At 33.3% G+C, this 13,979-nt stretch carries 14 protein-coding genes, 1 tRNA gene and 1 pseudogene; 8 read left to right on the forward strand and 8 right to left on the reverse strand.

Features of this window, described 5'->3' with window-relative positions:
• Window positions 1-188: 188 nt before the first annotated feature.
• The 4 genes from IC220_RS03925 to IC220_RS03940 all read right to left on the reverse strand — a co-directional run bounded on the left by IC220_RS03925 (window position 189) and on the right by IC220_RS03940 (window position 4,925).
• Window positions 189-980, reverse strand: coding sequence for an ankyrin repeat domain-containing protein (locus IC220_RS03925; protein WP_188153266.1), 792 nt, complete (start codon window positions 978-980; stop codon window positions 189-191).
• 163 nt (window positions 981-1,143) lie between these two features.
• Window positions 1,144-2,079 carry an ankyrin repeat domain-containing protein gene (locus IC220_RS03930; protein ID WP_188153267.1) on the reverse strand — a complete coding sequence of 312 codons (936 nt, stop codon included), beginning with the start codon at window positions 2,077-2,079 and terminating at the stop codon, window positions 1,144-1,146.
• Window positions 2,080-2,219: 140 nt separating this feature from the next.
• Window positions 2,220-3,605, reverse strand: coding sequence for an ankyrin repeat domain-containing protein (locus IC220_RS03935; protein WP_188153268.1), 1,386 nt, complete (start codon window positions 3,603-3,605; stop codon window positions 2,220-2,222).
• Between the two features lie 141 nt (window positions 3,606-3,746).
• Window positions 3,747-4,925 carry an ankyrin repeat domain-containing protein gene (locus IC220_RS03940; protein WP_188153269.1) on the reverse strand — a complete coding sequence of 393 codons (1,179 nt, stop codon included), beginning with the start codon at window positions 4,923-4,925 and terminating at the stop codon, window positions 3,747-3,749.
• Between the two features lie 123 nt (window positions 4,926-5,048).
• On the opposite strand from IC220_RS03940, the gene IC220_RS03945 reads away from it, so the two are divergent.
• The 5 genes from IC220_RS03945 (at window position 5,049) to IC220_RS03965 (ending at window position 8,818) form a co-directional block, all read left to right on the forward strand.
• Window positions 5,049-5,831: an MlaE family ABC transporter permease gene (locus IC220_RS03945; protein WP_188153270.1), complete on the forward strand. Its 783-nt coding sequence runs from the start codon at window positions 5,049-5,051 to the stop codon at window positions 5,829-5,831.
• Window positions 5,824-6,528 carry an ABC transporter ATP-binding protein gene (locus IC220_RS03950; protein ID WP_188153271.1) on the forward strand — a complete coding sequence of 235 codons (705 nt, stop codon included), beginning with the start codon at window positions 5,824-5,826 and terminating at the stop codon, window positions 6,526-6,528. Before IC220_RS03945 ends, IC220_RS03950 begins: the two co-directional genes overlap by 8 nt.
• Window positions 6,529-6,551: 23 nt before the next feature.
• Window positions 6,552-6,695 (forward strand): palindromic element RPE1 domain-containing protein, encoded by a 144-nt coding sequence (locus tag IC220_RS03955; protein WP_188153272.1) that lies wholly within the window; start codon window positions 6,552-6,554, stop codon window positions 6,693-6,695.
• Window positions 6,696-6,788: 93 nt separating this feature from the next.
• Window positions 6,789-7,385, forward strand: coding sequence for a DUF2460 domain-containing protein (locus tag IC220_RS03960; protein WP_188153273.1), 597 nt, complete (start codon window positions 6,789-6,791; stop codon window positions 7,383-7,385).
• Between the two features lie 80 nt (window positions 7,386-7,465).
• Entirely contained in the window at window positions 7,466-8,818 is a 1,353-nt protein-coding gene (locus IC220_RS03965) for a hypothetical protein (RefSeq protein WP_188153274.1), read from the forward strand.
• 17 nt (window positions 8,819-8,835) lie between these two features.
• Here the strand turns inward: IC220_RS03965 and IC220_RS03970 are convergent, their stop codons facing one another.
• The 3 genes from IC220_RS03970 to IC220_RS03980 all read right to left on the reverse strand — a co-directional run bounded on the left by IC220_RS03970 (window position 8,836) and on the right by IC220_RS03980 (window position 10,865).
• On the reverse strand, window positions 8,836-9,594 hold the full coding sequence (locus IC220_RS03970) for a CDP-alcohol phosphatidyltransferase family protein (protein WP_369408755.1): 759 nt from the start codon (window positions 9,592-9,594) through the stop codon (window positions 8,836-8,838).
• Window positions 9,595-9,703: 109 nt separating this feature from the next.
• Window positions 9,704-10,396, reverse strand: a complete 693-nt coding sequence (locus IC220_RS03975; protein ID WP_188153276.1) for a phosphatidylserine decarboxylase — start codon at window positions 10,394-10,396, stop codon at window positions 9,704-9,706.
• Window positions 10,397-10,499: 103 nt separating this feature from the next.
• Window positions 10,500-10,865 carry a TraR/DksA family transcriptional regulator gene (locus tag IC220_RS03980; RefSeq protein ID WP_188153277.1) on the reverse strand — a complete coding sequence of 122 codons (366 nt, stop codon included), beginning with the start codon at window positions 10,863-10,865 and terminating at the stop codon, window positions 10,500-10,502.
• A gap of 125 nt (window positions 10,866-10,990) precedes the next feature.
• Between IC220_RS03980 and IC220_RS03985 the strand changes: the two genes are divergently transcribed.
• Entirely contained in the window at window positions 10,991-11,623 is a 633-nt protein-coding gene (locus IC220_RS03985; RefSeq protein ID WP_188153278.1) for a heme exporter protein CcmB, read from the forward strand.
• Window positions 11,624-11,632: 9 nt separating this feature from the next.
• Here the strand turns inward: IC220_RS03985 and rsmA are convergent, their stop codons facing one another.
• Window positions 11,633-12,424: a 16S rRNA (adenine(1518)-N(6)/adenine(1519)-N(6))-dimethyltransferase RsmA gene (rsmA, locus tag IC220_RS03990; protein WP_188153279.1), complete on the reverse strand. Its 792-nt coding sequence runs from the start codon at window positions 12,422-12,424 to the stop codon at window positions 11,633-11,635.
• A gap of 69 nt (window positions 12,425-12,493) precedes the next feature.
• Between rsmA and IC220_RS03995 the strand changes: the two genes are divergently transcribed.
• Both IC220_RS03995 and IC220_RS04000 read left to right on the forward strand, forming a co-directional pair.
• A tRNA-Thr gene (locus tag IC220_RS03995) sits at window positions 12,494-12,569 on the forward strand.
• 134 nt (window positions 12,570-12,703) lie between these two features.
• A pseudogene (locus tag IC220_RS04000) lies at window positions 12,704-13,979 on the forward strand (hypothetical protein); the annotation flags it as partial.

The following is a 13,979-nucleotide window of genomic DNA, read 5'->3' on the forward strand; positions in this document are numbered from 1 at the left end:
CTGTTCGCCCTATCCACATCACTGCTGCTATGAACTTTCTGTTGTCCTTTGCACTCCTTCCACTATCCCCTTTCTTTCCGGGTAAACTCTCCTTTATCCTTTCCCATTGCTTATCTTTTAAGTCGTATAACATCCTTAGCTTCTCTCAAAAATTGTTATTATAACTCCTTTCTTTTTGAATGTCTACACTACCTAGGTTGTTCAATACTTGAAGAAGCCACTTCTTGCTGATAATTCTGCCAATAGGTTGAACTTTCTCCTATTAAGTAATCAGGTTTTACTGCTCTTGGCTCGTGCTCCAACACATAGCGAATAATATGTTCTGCAAACTCTGGTCTCTTAAATATTCGAACAGCTTGGTATAGTGGAGAATCTTTACCCTTATATAAAGCATCAACATCAATTCCTTTACATTCTAGAAGTGTTTTAATAGATTCTGTAGATTTTTCACGCATAATAATATAATGAAATGCTGTCCACCCACTATCATCCCTAGCATTAATATCAAATCCATATTCGTTACAAAGTGTTTTAACCATTCCTACATGGCCATTATTAGCAGCATAGTGTACACAGGTATCTCCATATTGACCCGTAACATTAATCTCAACTTTATATTCTTTATAAAGCATCTCAATCATCTCCATATGACCTCCAGAAGCGGCATATTTGATAAGAGTATTTCCATTTGCATCTTTAGCATCAACCTTTGCACCTTGTTTTATTAATAACTTTACTATATCTGTATAACCCCTATAGGCAACATACATAATAGGAGTACACCCACCTTTACCTCTAACATTAACATCTACACTATTTTCTACTAGTAACTTTACTACCTCTAGCTGACCATTTGCAGCAGCTTGATGTAAAACAGTGTTTCCATCATTATCTTTAGCATTAACATCTACACTATTTTCTACTAGTAACTTTACTACCTCTAGCTGACCATTTGCAGCAGCTTGATGTAAAGAAAGCATAATTTCTCCTTGAATTAATATAATAGTTAATTTTATAATATTCTTATTAAGAAGTCAAGTTATTTTCTAATTTAAGTTGAATTAATATCCTATTTTTAAATTTAAAATGGAAGTAAAAGAGTGTATCGACGACCATCGATACACTATCACATACTAAAGATGACTATTTACTTAAGCCAGACCCTCCTGCTGTTTGTGTTGCATCCAGTTGAGTATTAGGTTGAGCGATTACATTACTAGCATCATTCGCTATGCATATTCTTCCGTTTATAGTTTGATACCGAGAGCATATCAATTCAGTATAATCACCATATGGACCTTGCTCCAATGGGTCATAATAATAAAATTGACCTTGCAACCATTGGTATACATCAGCATCATGTGCGTAACGTATTAAATTAGCCTCATTTGCTAGTATAATGTCACAAGGTGATATCCCACTCTTGCCTATTTCTTCTTCCCGCATTTTCTGTAATATAGTTCCTGCATCCCTAAAAATCTCTTCTATACCAGGAGTCTGCACTAAGTCTATAGGAGTTTGAGAATATTTATTCATTAATGAAGGATCTGCACCTGCTACTAATAGAATCATCACCACACCTCTATAACTACGCTTAGCAGCCCAATGTAAAGCAGTATCTCCATAGTCATTTGCAACATTAACACCTACACCTGCTGCTAATAAATCCCTTATAATATCGATATGACCTCTACGAGCCCACCAATGTAAAGGGGTGTATCCGAATTTGCTTACAACCTTAGCATCTGCTCCGTTGTTTAATAGAATCTTTGTTACCTCCATATGATGACCTTGATAATCACGATGATCGCGAGAAGCACAATATAAAGGAGTTTCATCATATTTATTTTTAGCATCAATGTCTGCACCTGCTGCTAAGAGAAACTCTACTGCCTCTATATGGCCAAATCCAGCGGCAAAATGTAGAGCTGTTTCTTTATTTCTATCTTCTACAGCGTTAACATCCACATCTTCTTCACCTCCTTCTTTTTTTAATAGACCCCTCATCACATCTACTTCATTATTCTCAGCAGCCTGATGTAAAGGAGGTTTTATATAGTTATTTTTATTACTTTGCATACTCTATCCTCAAATTAGCATATATAATAAATTTATAATACTTTTGCAAAAAAGTCAAGGTATTTTCTAGTTTAAATTGTATTAATATCCCACACTTTTAAAATTAAAGTAGAACACTGTTAAGATGTATTTAAGCACTACTAAGATAGATATCTACTTACTCCTGCTATTTGTGTTGCATCTAGTTGAGTGTTAGGTTGAATATTAGGTTGAGCGACTTCTGCGCTTTTTTCTAACAGATACTTTTCTACCTCTCTATAACCTTTTGCAGCAGCCCAACATAAAGGAGTGGTTTCACCTTTATATATAGCATCAATGTTTGTAGCAATTAATCTTTCTAACTCAATATTTGTATAATCAGCGATTACTATTTCTTTGTAATCTTTATTCAGCGGTTTCCACCTCAAAAAACGTATTACTTCACTAGCATCTCTCTCTAGATTCATTCTTCTTATAATTTTATACTGAGCATATATCAACCAATTGTAACAACCAAATTGGCCTTGCTGCAGATCTTTGTACAATTGATCATAACAACCGAATTGTCCTTGTAACCATCGATACACTTCAACATCATATGCATAGCGTGTTAAATTAGCCTCACTTGTTAGCACAATATCAATAGGTGATATTCCTCTCTCGCCTATTTTCACACTTTGCATCTTCCGCAATTCAATTTCTGCATTCTGAAAAATCCGTTCTATCTCATCATTACTAGCTAAGTTCACAGGAGTTTTATTTCGATCATTCTTTAATAAAGAACTTGCATTTGCTGCTAATAGAATCATTACTACACAGCTATGACCACGTCTAGAAGCCAAATGTAAAGCAGTTTCTTTATGTTTATTTATAACATTAACACTCGCACCTGCACCTGCTGCTAATACAGCCCTTACCATATTAATATTGCCTCTAAAAGACCAGAAATGTAAGGGAGTGTATCCGTATATACTTACAATATTAACATCCGCACCTTTGCCTAATAAAATCTCTACTACATCGCTATGGCCACGCTTAGAAGCCCAATGTAAAGGAGTTTCATTATATTTATTTTTGGCACTAATATTTGTATCTGCACCTGCTGCTAATACAGCCTTGACCATATCTACGTCACCTCTAAAAGACCAGAAATGTAAGGGAGTGTATCCGTATGTACTTACAATACTAGCATCTGCACCTTTTTCTAATAGAATATTTGCTACCTCTACATAATAATGCTTCGAAGCATAATATAAAGGAGTTTCGTTATCTTTATTTTTAGCATTAACATTTGCACCTGCTGTTAAGAGAAATTCTACTGCCTCTTTATGACCACATCTAGCAGCAAAATGTAAAGCTGTTTCTTTATTTATATCTTCTACAGCATTAACATCCACATCTTCTTTACCTTCTTCTTTTTTTAGTAGGCCCCTCATCACATCTACCTGATTATTCTCAGCAGCATGATGTAAAGGATATTTTTTATAGTCAACCTTATTGTTGCCTGCACTTTTTGATGCTGTTTTGAACTTTTTATTACTATGCATACTCTATCCTCAAACTAGTATATATACTAAATTTATAATACTTTTGCAAAAAAGTCAAGTTATTCTCTAGTTAAAATTGCGTTAATGTTTCCATATTTTTAAACTTAGAGCAGAACACTGTTAAGATGTATTTAAGCACTACTAATATAGATATCTACCTACTCCTGCTATTTGTGTTGCATCTAGTTGAGTGTTAGGTTGAATATTAGGTTGAGCGACTTCTGCGCTTTTTTCTAACAGATACTTTTCTACCTCTCTATAACCTTTTGCAGCAGCCCAACGTAAAGGAGTGGTTTCACCTTTATATATAGCATCAATGTTTGTAGCAATTAATCTTTCTAATTCAATATTGCTACAATCAGCAATTGCTATTTCTTTGGAATCCTTATCCATCAGTTTCCATCCTGCAAGCACCAGAAAATGTATTGCTTCACTAGCATCTCTCTCTAGATTCATTCTTCTTATGGTTTGATACTGAGCATATATCAAGCCATTATAATAACCAAATTGGCCTTGCTGCAGATCTTTGTACAATTGATCATAACAACCGAATTGTCCTTGTAACCATCGATACACTTCAGCATCATATGCGTAGCGTATTAAATTAGCCTCACTTGCTAGTATAATATCAAGAGGCGATATCTTATTCTTGCCAATTTTCTCTTCCCGCATCTTCTTTAATTCACTTTCTGAATTCTGGATAATCTTACCTATCTCACCACCATTAGCTAAATTTATAGGAGTTTTATTTCGATCATTCTTTAATAAAGAACTTGCACCCGCCCCTGCCGCTAATAGAATCATTACTATACCTTTATGACCATGCTGAGCAGCCCAATGTAAAGCAGTTTCTTTATATTTATTTATAACATTAATACTCGCACCTGCACCTGCTGCTAATACAGCCCTTACCATACTAATATTGCCCCTAAGAGACCACCAATGTAAGGGGGTGTATCCGTATATACTTACAATACTAGCATCTGCACCTTTGCCTAATAGAATCTTTACTACCTCTACACAATAATGCTTCGAAGCACAATATAAAGGAGTTTCATCGTATTGATTTTTAGCATCAATGTCTGCACCTGCTGCTAAAAGAAACTCTACTGCCTCTTTACAGTCATATCCAGCAGCATAATGTAAAGCTGTTTCTCCTTGTCTATCTCGAGAGTCAACATCCGTGCTTGTTGCTAACAGAGCCCTCATCATATTTACATTATTCTTTTTAGCTGCCCAATGTAGATAGGGTATCTCACTGTAACCTTTATTTTCATGCTGTGTTTGTAATACTTTTTTAGATTTTTTATTCTTAGGCATACTCTATCCTCAAATTAGCATATATACTAAATTTATAATACTAACGATTAAATTACCATTAATACGCTATTGAACTTAAAACTTATCTAGGTTACACTTTGCCATCTTATTTGGGATAAACAGGTGAATTTTTTTAATATCAATAGCATTAGAGTAGTTGGTAAATATTTCATCAACTTTTTCTTAAAGCTAGGTAACGCATTTATATTTTTTATTAAATCTCTGTATCACTGTTTTGTACCACCATACTATTTCAACAACATCATAAGGCAAATTATAGAGATAGGCTTCTTTTCTCTACCAATTGTCGGGTTAACTGGAATTTTTATAGGAGCAGTAATAGTTTTGCAAAGTAGCTTGAATAGTTCATTAATTAATCAAGAGCAAATTGTGCCCAAAATTGTGACAATCACTATTCTCAAAGAATTAGGGCCAGTTTTAATCAGTTTAATAATGCTAGGAAAAGCCGGATCGTCAATTGCCGCTGAAATTGGTACAATGCGCATCACCGAGCAGATAGATGCTCTAACAACTTTAAATATTAACCCTTTTAAATATTTAATTGCACCAAGGATCTTAGCATCAATAATAATGTTTCCTATATTTACAATATGTGCAGATCTTGTAGGAATATTGGGGGGATATATTACGGCAGCAATGGAATTTAATCACAATTTTGATATATATGTTAAATATACAGTGAAAGCCTTTAAAGCACATGATTTGATTGTTGGCTTGATAAAAGGAACTGTGTTTGGTATTATAATTTCCATTTCAAGCTGTTATTACGGTTATTATTGTCAAGAAGGTGCTCGAGGAGTTGGTGTAGCCACCACATCAACCGTTGTTTCATCATCTGTACTGATCATTTTTACAAATTATATGATTACTTTTTTTTATGCATGATCCTATAATATCAATATCAAATTTAAGTCTCTTTTTTAATGATAAAACAATATTAAATAACCTAAATTTAGATATTCCGAAGGGTGAATCACTAGTTATACTTGGTGGTTCAGGAAGTGGGAAGTCTGTACTGGCAAAAACAATTATTGGCTTATTATCACCAGACTTAGGATCCATTAAAATAAATAGCAAAAATAAATTTGGGGTTTTATTTCAAAATTCTGCCTTATTTGACTATGTTACAGTATGGGAAAATATATCTTTCAATTACAAAAAACGTTTTAATATTAGTAAAAAAGAAGCAAGGCAGTTAGCTATAGAAAAACTGAATGATGTTGGCTTAGAGGAAAACATAGCGGATATGTTTCCAATAGAGTTATCAGGTGGTATGAAGAAAAGAGTAGCGCTTGCAAGAGCTATTGCACATAACCCAGAAATTATTATTTTGGATGAACCAACCTCGGGACTGGATCCAATTATGTCAGACATAGTGAATGAAATAATAATAAAATTATCTAAAGATCTTCATCCTACAATAATTACCATTACACATGACATCTACAGTGCATTCAGAATAGCTGATAAAATAGCGGTATTATATGAAGGAAATATCATCTTTCATGGCACTGTGGAAGAAATACAAAATACTGATAATCAGTATATAAAACAATTTATTCACTATATATGCGTTAAATAATAGACCTCTTTTGAAACCGATTTATGGTGAGAGGAGAAGTGCAAGCGAGCACCGCAGAATACTTGGGTGTATTTGAGGAGCGGAGCTCAGCTTCGACAACAAAATTGCCATCAAAAATTGAGTTTCGAAAGAGGTCTAATAAATATTTATACATTTTACAGTCTTGACAGCATGAATGAGTGCTAGTATAGTAAGCCATCAAACTACGCGTTCAAGTAAAATTCAAGTATTACTTTATTTATGATTTTATAGGAGGGTATATGTCATTTACAGAAGTTAGATTTCCAGAAAATATATCTTATGGTTCCACTGGCGGACCAGAGTTTTCTACCGATATTGTCGTAACTCACAATGGTTGCGAACAGCGTAATATCAATTGGTCCAATGCTCGTACTAGGTATAACATATCTTATGGAGTGAGGTCCAATGAACAATTATTAGAATTGATAACATTTTTCCGCGCGCGAAGAGGTAAAGCTGTGGGATTTCGTTTTAAGGACTGGTCAGATTTTACGGTGACTAATCAAGAAATTGGTGTGGGTGATAGCACACAAACAACTTTTCAACTGATTAAAACTTACGTGAGTGGTAAAGATAAACACGTGCGTATAATTAAAAAGCCCGTATGTGATACAGTTGAGATCTATTTAAATGATCAAGAAAGTAGTGAATATTCAGTAGATTACTCTACTGGCAAGATAACATTCATAAAACCACCGACGAAAGATGCAATTATCACTGCAAGCTTCGAGTTTGATGTACCTGTGCGTTTTGATACAGATTATCTAAGTGCCTCTATTGATAATTATGGGAGTAACAGTTGTAACAATATTCCTCTAGTGGAAGTAAGGTTTTAATCTATTATCAGCATATAATTTATCTTGATTTTTTAATTAATTATATTAAAATATTGTTATAGGTTAATATTTTAACAAAAATGAAGGTTATTTATTATTGTAATAGCGATAAAGAAAAATTAGACCAGAACAAAAAACACATAGTAAACTTTTTTGGACTATTGGCATGTATTAAGGTAAACGCATCCACAGACCCGAAAGGAGAAAGTGTCAATCATTATTTTGATTACCCTGGTTTTGATGCAGTTGTTAATCCAGAACTCTTTGGAGAGGAACTAAACAAGAGAGAAAAAAGAACTGTTGGTGTAGCTGTTGCATGCTTTGCAGTATCATTTTCTCTCTTTGCAATTTTATTATACTTTGCGTGTCAGAACCAGCATTTAATTGCTAGTCTGGTTCCTCTGTCGTTAATATTTTCAGTTTTATCTGCTATCTTTTGCATTATAGCATGTACCTTAATATTTTTTAATTATATCAAGGAAAAATTCGTTACACATATGATAAAAAATCAGCTAGAAAATATGAGTAATGATGAGTTGATAAAGATGTATAAAGATAGACTTTTGAACACAGACTCAAATGATACATCTCATGCATCATTAAAAGACAAAGAAGAGCTCATTCAATATTTTTTAGAAAGAAAAAAAGTCCTATCACTATTTAAATTTCTCACAAGCGGTGAAGAATCGGTCCAAGCTGGCATGGCAATAGTTAATAAATTACTTGTGTCTGGCATACACCCTAACGATATAATTTTAGATACTAACTCTCTCGGAGGAGGAGTTGCAGCAGAAGTTCTGAAAAGATTTGAAGAAAAAGGCATTTATTTAACATTAATCCACAACAACTCTTTCACCTCACTTAAAGATGCAACTAGTAACTTTCCCAACGGTATAGGAGATTTTTTTAAGAGGTGGCTTCCTGCAAAATTCTTGAACTTTTGGTTCAAACATTGCGGATTAGAATTTAATCCTAAAAAAGTTATAGAAAATACACGATGTCCTGTACTAGTTGCCGGAAGAATAGGTGACAAGGTAATTAGCAGAGATGCACAACTAATGTATCAACTTTCTGATAAAGATGGCAAAGATGGAAAAGGGTTAAGATGCAGTGTAACTCTCGAGCACGATCCTCAGAAAGATGAATGCAGCAACATAGAAAATATTCATGTCGACCAGGACAGCCACTTTGTAATAGCTAATGCACAAGACAAAGGTAATATAGGTAAAAATTATACTGTATTCACAGAGGAATTCATCAAAAAAGCACGAGAGTATCTAGTAACCAATGGACTCAATACAAATGCAGCCCTTACTAAATATATAAAAAGTCTAGAAGAGCAAAAGCTATCAAAGAAAGGTCATACAATAGAAATGGTACGGTTAACACAACAGTTCAAACCTTTTGACAAAGACTTTACTACAGTTATGTAAATTATCTGCAAAGTTAATCAACGCTTTTTATAAGAGAAATATATGTAAATTCCGGCGCTTACTGGAATAGTGAGTATATATACTCCACCTAAAATTGGCAGCGTGACCCATGGTTTACTTATAAAAAATATGATAAATATGCCAAAAAATGACACAAACATGTAGGATAAATTCTTAGGTATATAAATATATTTTGCCGAAAAAGTAGGAATATGACTTATTGATAAAAGTGAAACAATCAAAAAATAACAGGCTGTATACCCGACATTAGAAAAGTGCTCTACAAATAACAAATCCTGAGATTTAAAAGTAACCATGATTGGTAGTAAAGAAAGTAAAGCACATAAAGGAGCTGGAACGCCAGAAAAGAAAAATTTGTCCCAGTAATGTTGGGTTAAATGCTGCGAAATGTTAAATCTTGCAAGCCTTATTGACATGCAGATTACATATATCATCACTAACATCCACCCGATTACTTTAATTTCTTTTAGCTTCCAAAAATATAAAAGAAATGCAGGTGCTGCACCAAAATTGAGAAAATCGGCAAAGGAATCTAGTTGAGCGCCAAAATCACTAGTTGATTTAAGAATTCTCGCTATTCTACCATCCATTCCATCTATAATTGCTGCAATAATGATGAAAATTATGGCAAATTCCCATTGTTCACTGAATGTAAACTTCAATGAAGTCAGACCGGAACATAAGCCCAGCAAAGTTATAAAATTTGGAAATAATTTAGTAATAGGCAATAGTTTACTGCTACTGTCATCATAAATCGGGCTCGAAAGAGGTCTATTAGCTTCCTTGCGAAGCTCAGTTTCTTCTGACGGAACTTTTCGTTCCTCTCCTTTGTTCTCATCCATAAACAGAGAAGTCTGTTATTTATTATATAGCATCAAAAGTTGGCGTCTCTTCAGTATTATCATCACTTAAGCGTGCTATCACTGTTTCACCACCTATCATTGTTTGTCCTTTGGATACTTTAACTTTTATTTCAGAAGGAATAAAAATGTTAACTCTACTGCCAAACCTTATGATACCAAATCTTTCACCGGTTTTCACATCTTGAGACGCTTTTAAATTGCAGACAATACGTCTTGCTACAAATCCAGCTATCTGTTCTACAATAATTTCTTTTCCTTCTTGGTACTGAATTACAATAATTTGTTTTTCATTTTCATTGCTTGATCTATTGCTGATTGCAGATACAAATCGACCTTTCTTATAGCTTATATCCTTTACTGAACCAGATATTGGTATGCGATTTACATGTACATTCAAAATACTCAAGTATATACTAACACAAGTAAAATTTTTCTCTTCTGCATTTTCCCCGGGTAAAGTATAGCTAACTTCTTCAATTGATGTGATTACGCCATCAGCAGGGCTTAGTATGAGATCCTTATTACTTGGAACAGCTCTTGTTGGATCGCGGAAAAAATAAATGCACAATAATGTTGGAAATAAACATGTAACACCTAGTCCCCATGATATGGAAAACGCTATACACGATACGACAAAGAAAATGATTATAAATAAATAACCTTCTTTGTTTATGTTGGGCAAATTAAAGCACATAACCTTATTTTAATAATCCATGTTTGTAATTTATCACTTGTAACTTCTAATGAAAAGCTTTTTTTTGAAATTCCTGCAAAAAATTCCTGCAAAATATACTATGTTAGTCATCAATATTATACATACTTTTTTCTCTTTCTATTCTTTCTTGTTCCTCGATGCAATATAGAGCAAGTGGGTTAGCTTCAAGCCTTCCTATACCTATTTCCTCCCCTGTTTCATCACAATAGCCATAAGTACCATCCGTTATTTTTTCTAATGCTTCTTGAATTTTTTCTTTTTTATCTGTCCGACGTTTTGCCAATTTTTCATTGTCACTATCTTCAATCAATGCTTGTTGCTCTAATTCATTAAGCATTAACTGTAGCTTTTCACTAAAGTATTCTAAATGTTTTTTATTCATATACTCTTCATTCTCTGAAGGAACATAATCCTGTATTGACATTACTCCCAATAATTCTCTATTCATAATTACCTCGCTAATAAAATAATAAAATCTTATAAAATAATAAATTTTAAATAATTTATAAACATAAAATTATATCATGATTACAGTAAACACTATAATTTATAATAAATACTTAAAAGTATAGTATGATTGATGCACTCAAAAAAACGGCAGCATGTTTAACCTATACACTATGCCTTTTTATTATAATGCTAAGCCTATCATCATTCACACTTGAAAATCATAATAATAAACAAGAAATTATGCTAGTATTAATGTGGATATGTACTACTTTTGTGTTACAAATTTCTACAAGCAATTTATTTGCATCTGACTACAATGATGGGGTATTGGAGCAATTTTTCATACAGCCACTTTCCTCTGAACTCATAATTATCTATAAGATTTTTGCTCATTGGTTATTATTTGGATTACCAATTTCAGTGATTTCCTTTATATTCAGTTTTATAGTTCTAGATCACAATATTGGATACTCAATAACGATAGGATTATCTTTGCTATTTAATACTTTGATAATAATTAACATATCAGCCACTGGACATGCGTTAATAATTGGTAAAAGTAACTTAGCATCAGCAGTATCACAAATTTTAGTTTTACCAATGATTATGCCTACCTTTATATATTTTAAATTATTAATACAATCTGAAAACTTATTGCATATATTATCGATTACCGCTTTAGTTTTTATTATGCTAATAGCTAATAGCACCATAGCCACACATGCAGCATTGAAGTTTGCTGTACAACATGATTAGACATAAAACTTAGAAAGAACAATTGTTTGCTAGTAAACAAAACTGTTCTATAGTTAAATTCTCTGGACGTTCACTTCCGTTTAAATTAGCGTTTTCCAGGACGATTGCCACATTATCCACCACGTTTTTTAAGCTGCTTCTTAGCATCTTTCTTCTTTGTGCAAAAACAGAGTGCGCTAATTTTGTCAAAACTTTCAGATCTACTGCAAACCTTTGAGTAGGCAGAGGATTTATCGTAATTACAGAGGAGTGAACCTTTGGTTTGGGAAAAAATTCCTGAGGATCAAGATTAAATTCTACTTTTACGTCACACAGTAGCTGACTTATTATCGACAAATAACCGTAATCTTTAGAATTGGGTTGTGCTGCAATACGTTCGGCAACCTCTTTTTGAAATATTAATGTTAAATTTGTAAAAAAACTTATGTTGCTTAACCACTTCAAGAGTAATGCCACCGAAATATTATAAGGCAAGTTAGCAATCAATTTTACTGGATGTTCTATTAATTCTCCTTCTGTAATATGCAGTGCATCTGCTGCTATAATCCTATACTTATCATGATATTGGCTAAGCAATTGATTGTGCTGCTTCACTAAACTGCTATCTTTCTCCACAGCTAGCAAAGAATTTGGATTACGCTTTAATATTTCTTTGGTTAATGAACCATATCCAGGACCAATTTCTATAACATTAAAGCCTGCCAAGTCACCTGCTAAATTAACTACTCTTTCTGCCGTTGTATTTGAGAGAATAAAATTTTGCCCTAAACTTTTTCTCGCATTGAAGAAAATTTGTTTCATAATCATGAAGTATTTAAAAATTAGTTGACTACAGTTTAGCAACAATTATATATTATTAATACATTTAACGCCGGCTTAGCTCAATTGGTAGAGCAACTGACTTGTAATCAGTAGGTTGTCAGTTCAAGTCCGACAGTCGGCACCATGTTATACTCATTTATTTTCTCTATAGCCTCTTTTCTATTCAAATTAAAGAATATATTAATTTATTAATCTAATGTTATTGACTTTGGCATATTAATTATGCCATAATAGTATTTTATTGAAGAAATTATAGCTATGTTAAGAAGATTACTTAATTATTTTTATCCATCCACACAGAAATTGCCAGCACAGGTTGCTAGCACATTTATTCATGGAGATAACGTCATTTACGGATTGAGCTATGAAAATAATGGCAATGGAAGCAACAAAGTAAAACTGCTAATCAAACCACTATATCCAGCAGAAACATACGAATATGATATGGGTTTCAGTATTTCAGATGAATTTAAGGATCAGGTGTCCCTTACATTGCTAAAACACTCACCTGAAACGGATAAAATTACAATTGTCTTGCCTGAAGAAGCAACTAATAAACAAGGAAAAAAATACATTAAAGGTTTATCGGTTAACACTTATGAAATTAATCTATCAAGCATTAGTCCTGTAGTTACGCCATTAGGCACAACAAAATTACAGAAAAATATTAATAGCGAAAACCTTGCAAATGAAGGTAATAGTTACTTTCAACCAAAGGTAACACTAGTTGAAGGTGATGCTAAGGGAGGCATAGTTGTTACTGCCAATAATCTAAAAGAGCAAGCTGCAGTTGCTTGGTACTTAAAACCAAATAAAAAGGGAGAATTTGAGGCATTAGTTGGGACAAGAGGCACCATAGAAAGAAATTTATTTAAGTTGAATTACCCAAATAGTGAATTTGCATTAAATGGCAACACATTACTTCACTCACAAACAAGCAAGCAAATTGTTGACAATCACAAAGTAGAAACAACAAATATTTTTACATTTGATATAGCAGAAGCAGTAAAGAAGATTAAGGGCGGCAAGGGAATTGAGAGAAATAAATATTTGCTTACCCATGATTTTAAAACACAACTTGTTTCGAGTAAGAACAAGACAAGCTTTTTGCGATATATGGCACAAAGCAAAAGATTTGCTTTTCTTGAGTCAAACACATTACATATACGTTCTCTTAATCATATAGGCGAAGAACCTCCCTTTTATGAATTTCAAGGTCCTATAGAGCAGCTATACATTGAAGAAAATGAGCGTGGTGATATCACTGCTACTGCAGTAAGTGAAGGAAATATTATAGTTGTTCGTATAGATCACGCTACAAAAAAACCTACACACAAAATAACACCAATAAATACAATTAAAAACCTAAATGATTTTCTCAACATCATCCACGATCAACTGTCAAAAGATGTTGCTTATAGCACGACTGTAGCTACTATAGCACCAACCTCAGATATAACAACTGCAGCTAAAGAACTACCTACAACTCCAATCACAGTTGCAACGAGTAAAAGAACTGTAGCTACAACTATTA

The sequence above is a fragment of the Wolbachia endosymbiont of Pentalonia nigronervosa genome (genome assembly GCF_014534705.1).
In the GTDB taxonomy this organism is placed as follows: Bacteria; Pseudomonadota; Alphaproteobacteria; order Rickettsiales; family Anaplasmataceae; genus Wolbachia.

Coding starts and splice junctions, on each gene's coding strand:
- IC220_RS03960 (WP_188153273.1), top strand. CDS start 6,789: ATGTCATTTACAGAAGTTAGATTTCCAGAAAATATATCTTATGGTTCC.
- IC220_RS03965 (WP_188153274.1), top strand. CDS start 7,466: ATGAAGGTTATTTATTATTGTAATAGCGATAAAGAAAAATTAGACCAG.
- IC220_RS03940 (WP_188153269.1), bottom strand. CDS start 4,925: ATGCCTAAGAATAAAAAATCTAAAAAAGTATTACAAACACAGCATGAA.
- IC220_RS03955 (WP_188153272.1), top strand. CDS start 6,552: ATGGTGAGAGGAGAAGTGCAAGCGAGCACCGCAGAATACTTGGGTGTA.
- IC220_RS03925 (WP_188153266.1), bottom strand. CDS start 980: ATGCTTTCTTTACATCAAGCTGCTGCAAATGGTCAGCTAGAGGTAGTA.
- rsmA (WP_188153279.1), bottom strand. CDS start 12,424: ATGAAACAAATTTTCTTCAATGCGAGAAAAAGTTTAGGGCAAAATTTT.
- IC220_RS03950 (WP_188153271.1), top strand. CDS start 5,824: ATGCATGATCCTATAATATCAATATCAAATTTAAGTCTCTTTTTTAAT.
- IC220_RS03980 (WP_188153277.1), bottom strand. CDS start 10,865: ATGAATAGAGAATTATTGGGAGTAATGTCAATACAGGATTATGTTCCT.
- IC220_RS03930 (WP_188153267.1), bottom strand. CDS start 2,079: ATGCAAAGTAATAAAAATAACTATATAAAACCTCCTTTACATCAGGCT.
- IC220_RS03935 (WP_188153268.1), bottom strand. CDS start 3,605: ATGCATAGTAATAAAAAGTTCAAAACAGCATCAAAAAGTGCAGGCAAC.
- IC220_RS03985 (WP_188153278.1), top strand. CDS start 10,991: ATGATTGATGCACTCAAAAAAACGGCAGCATGTTTAACCTATACACTA.
- IC220_RS03975 (WP_188153276.1), bottom strand. CDS start 10,396: ATGTGCTTTAATTTGCCCAACATAAACAAAGAAGGTTATTTATTTATA.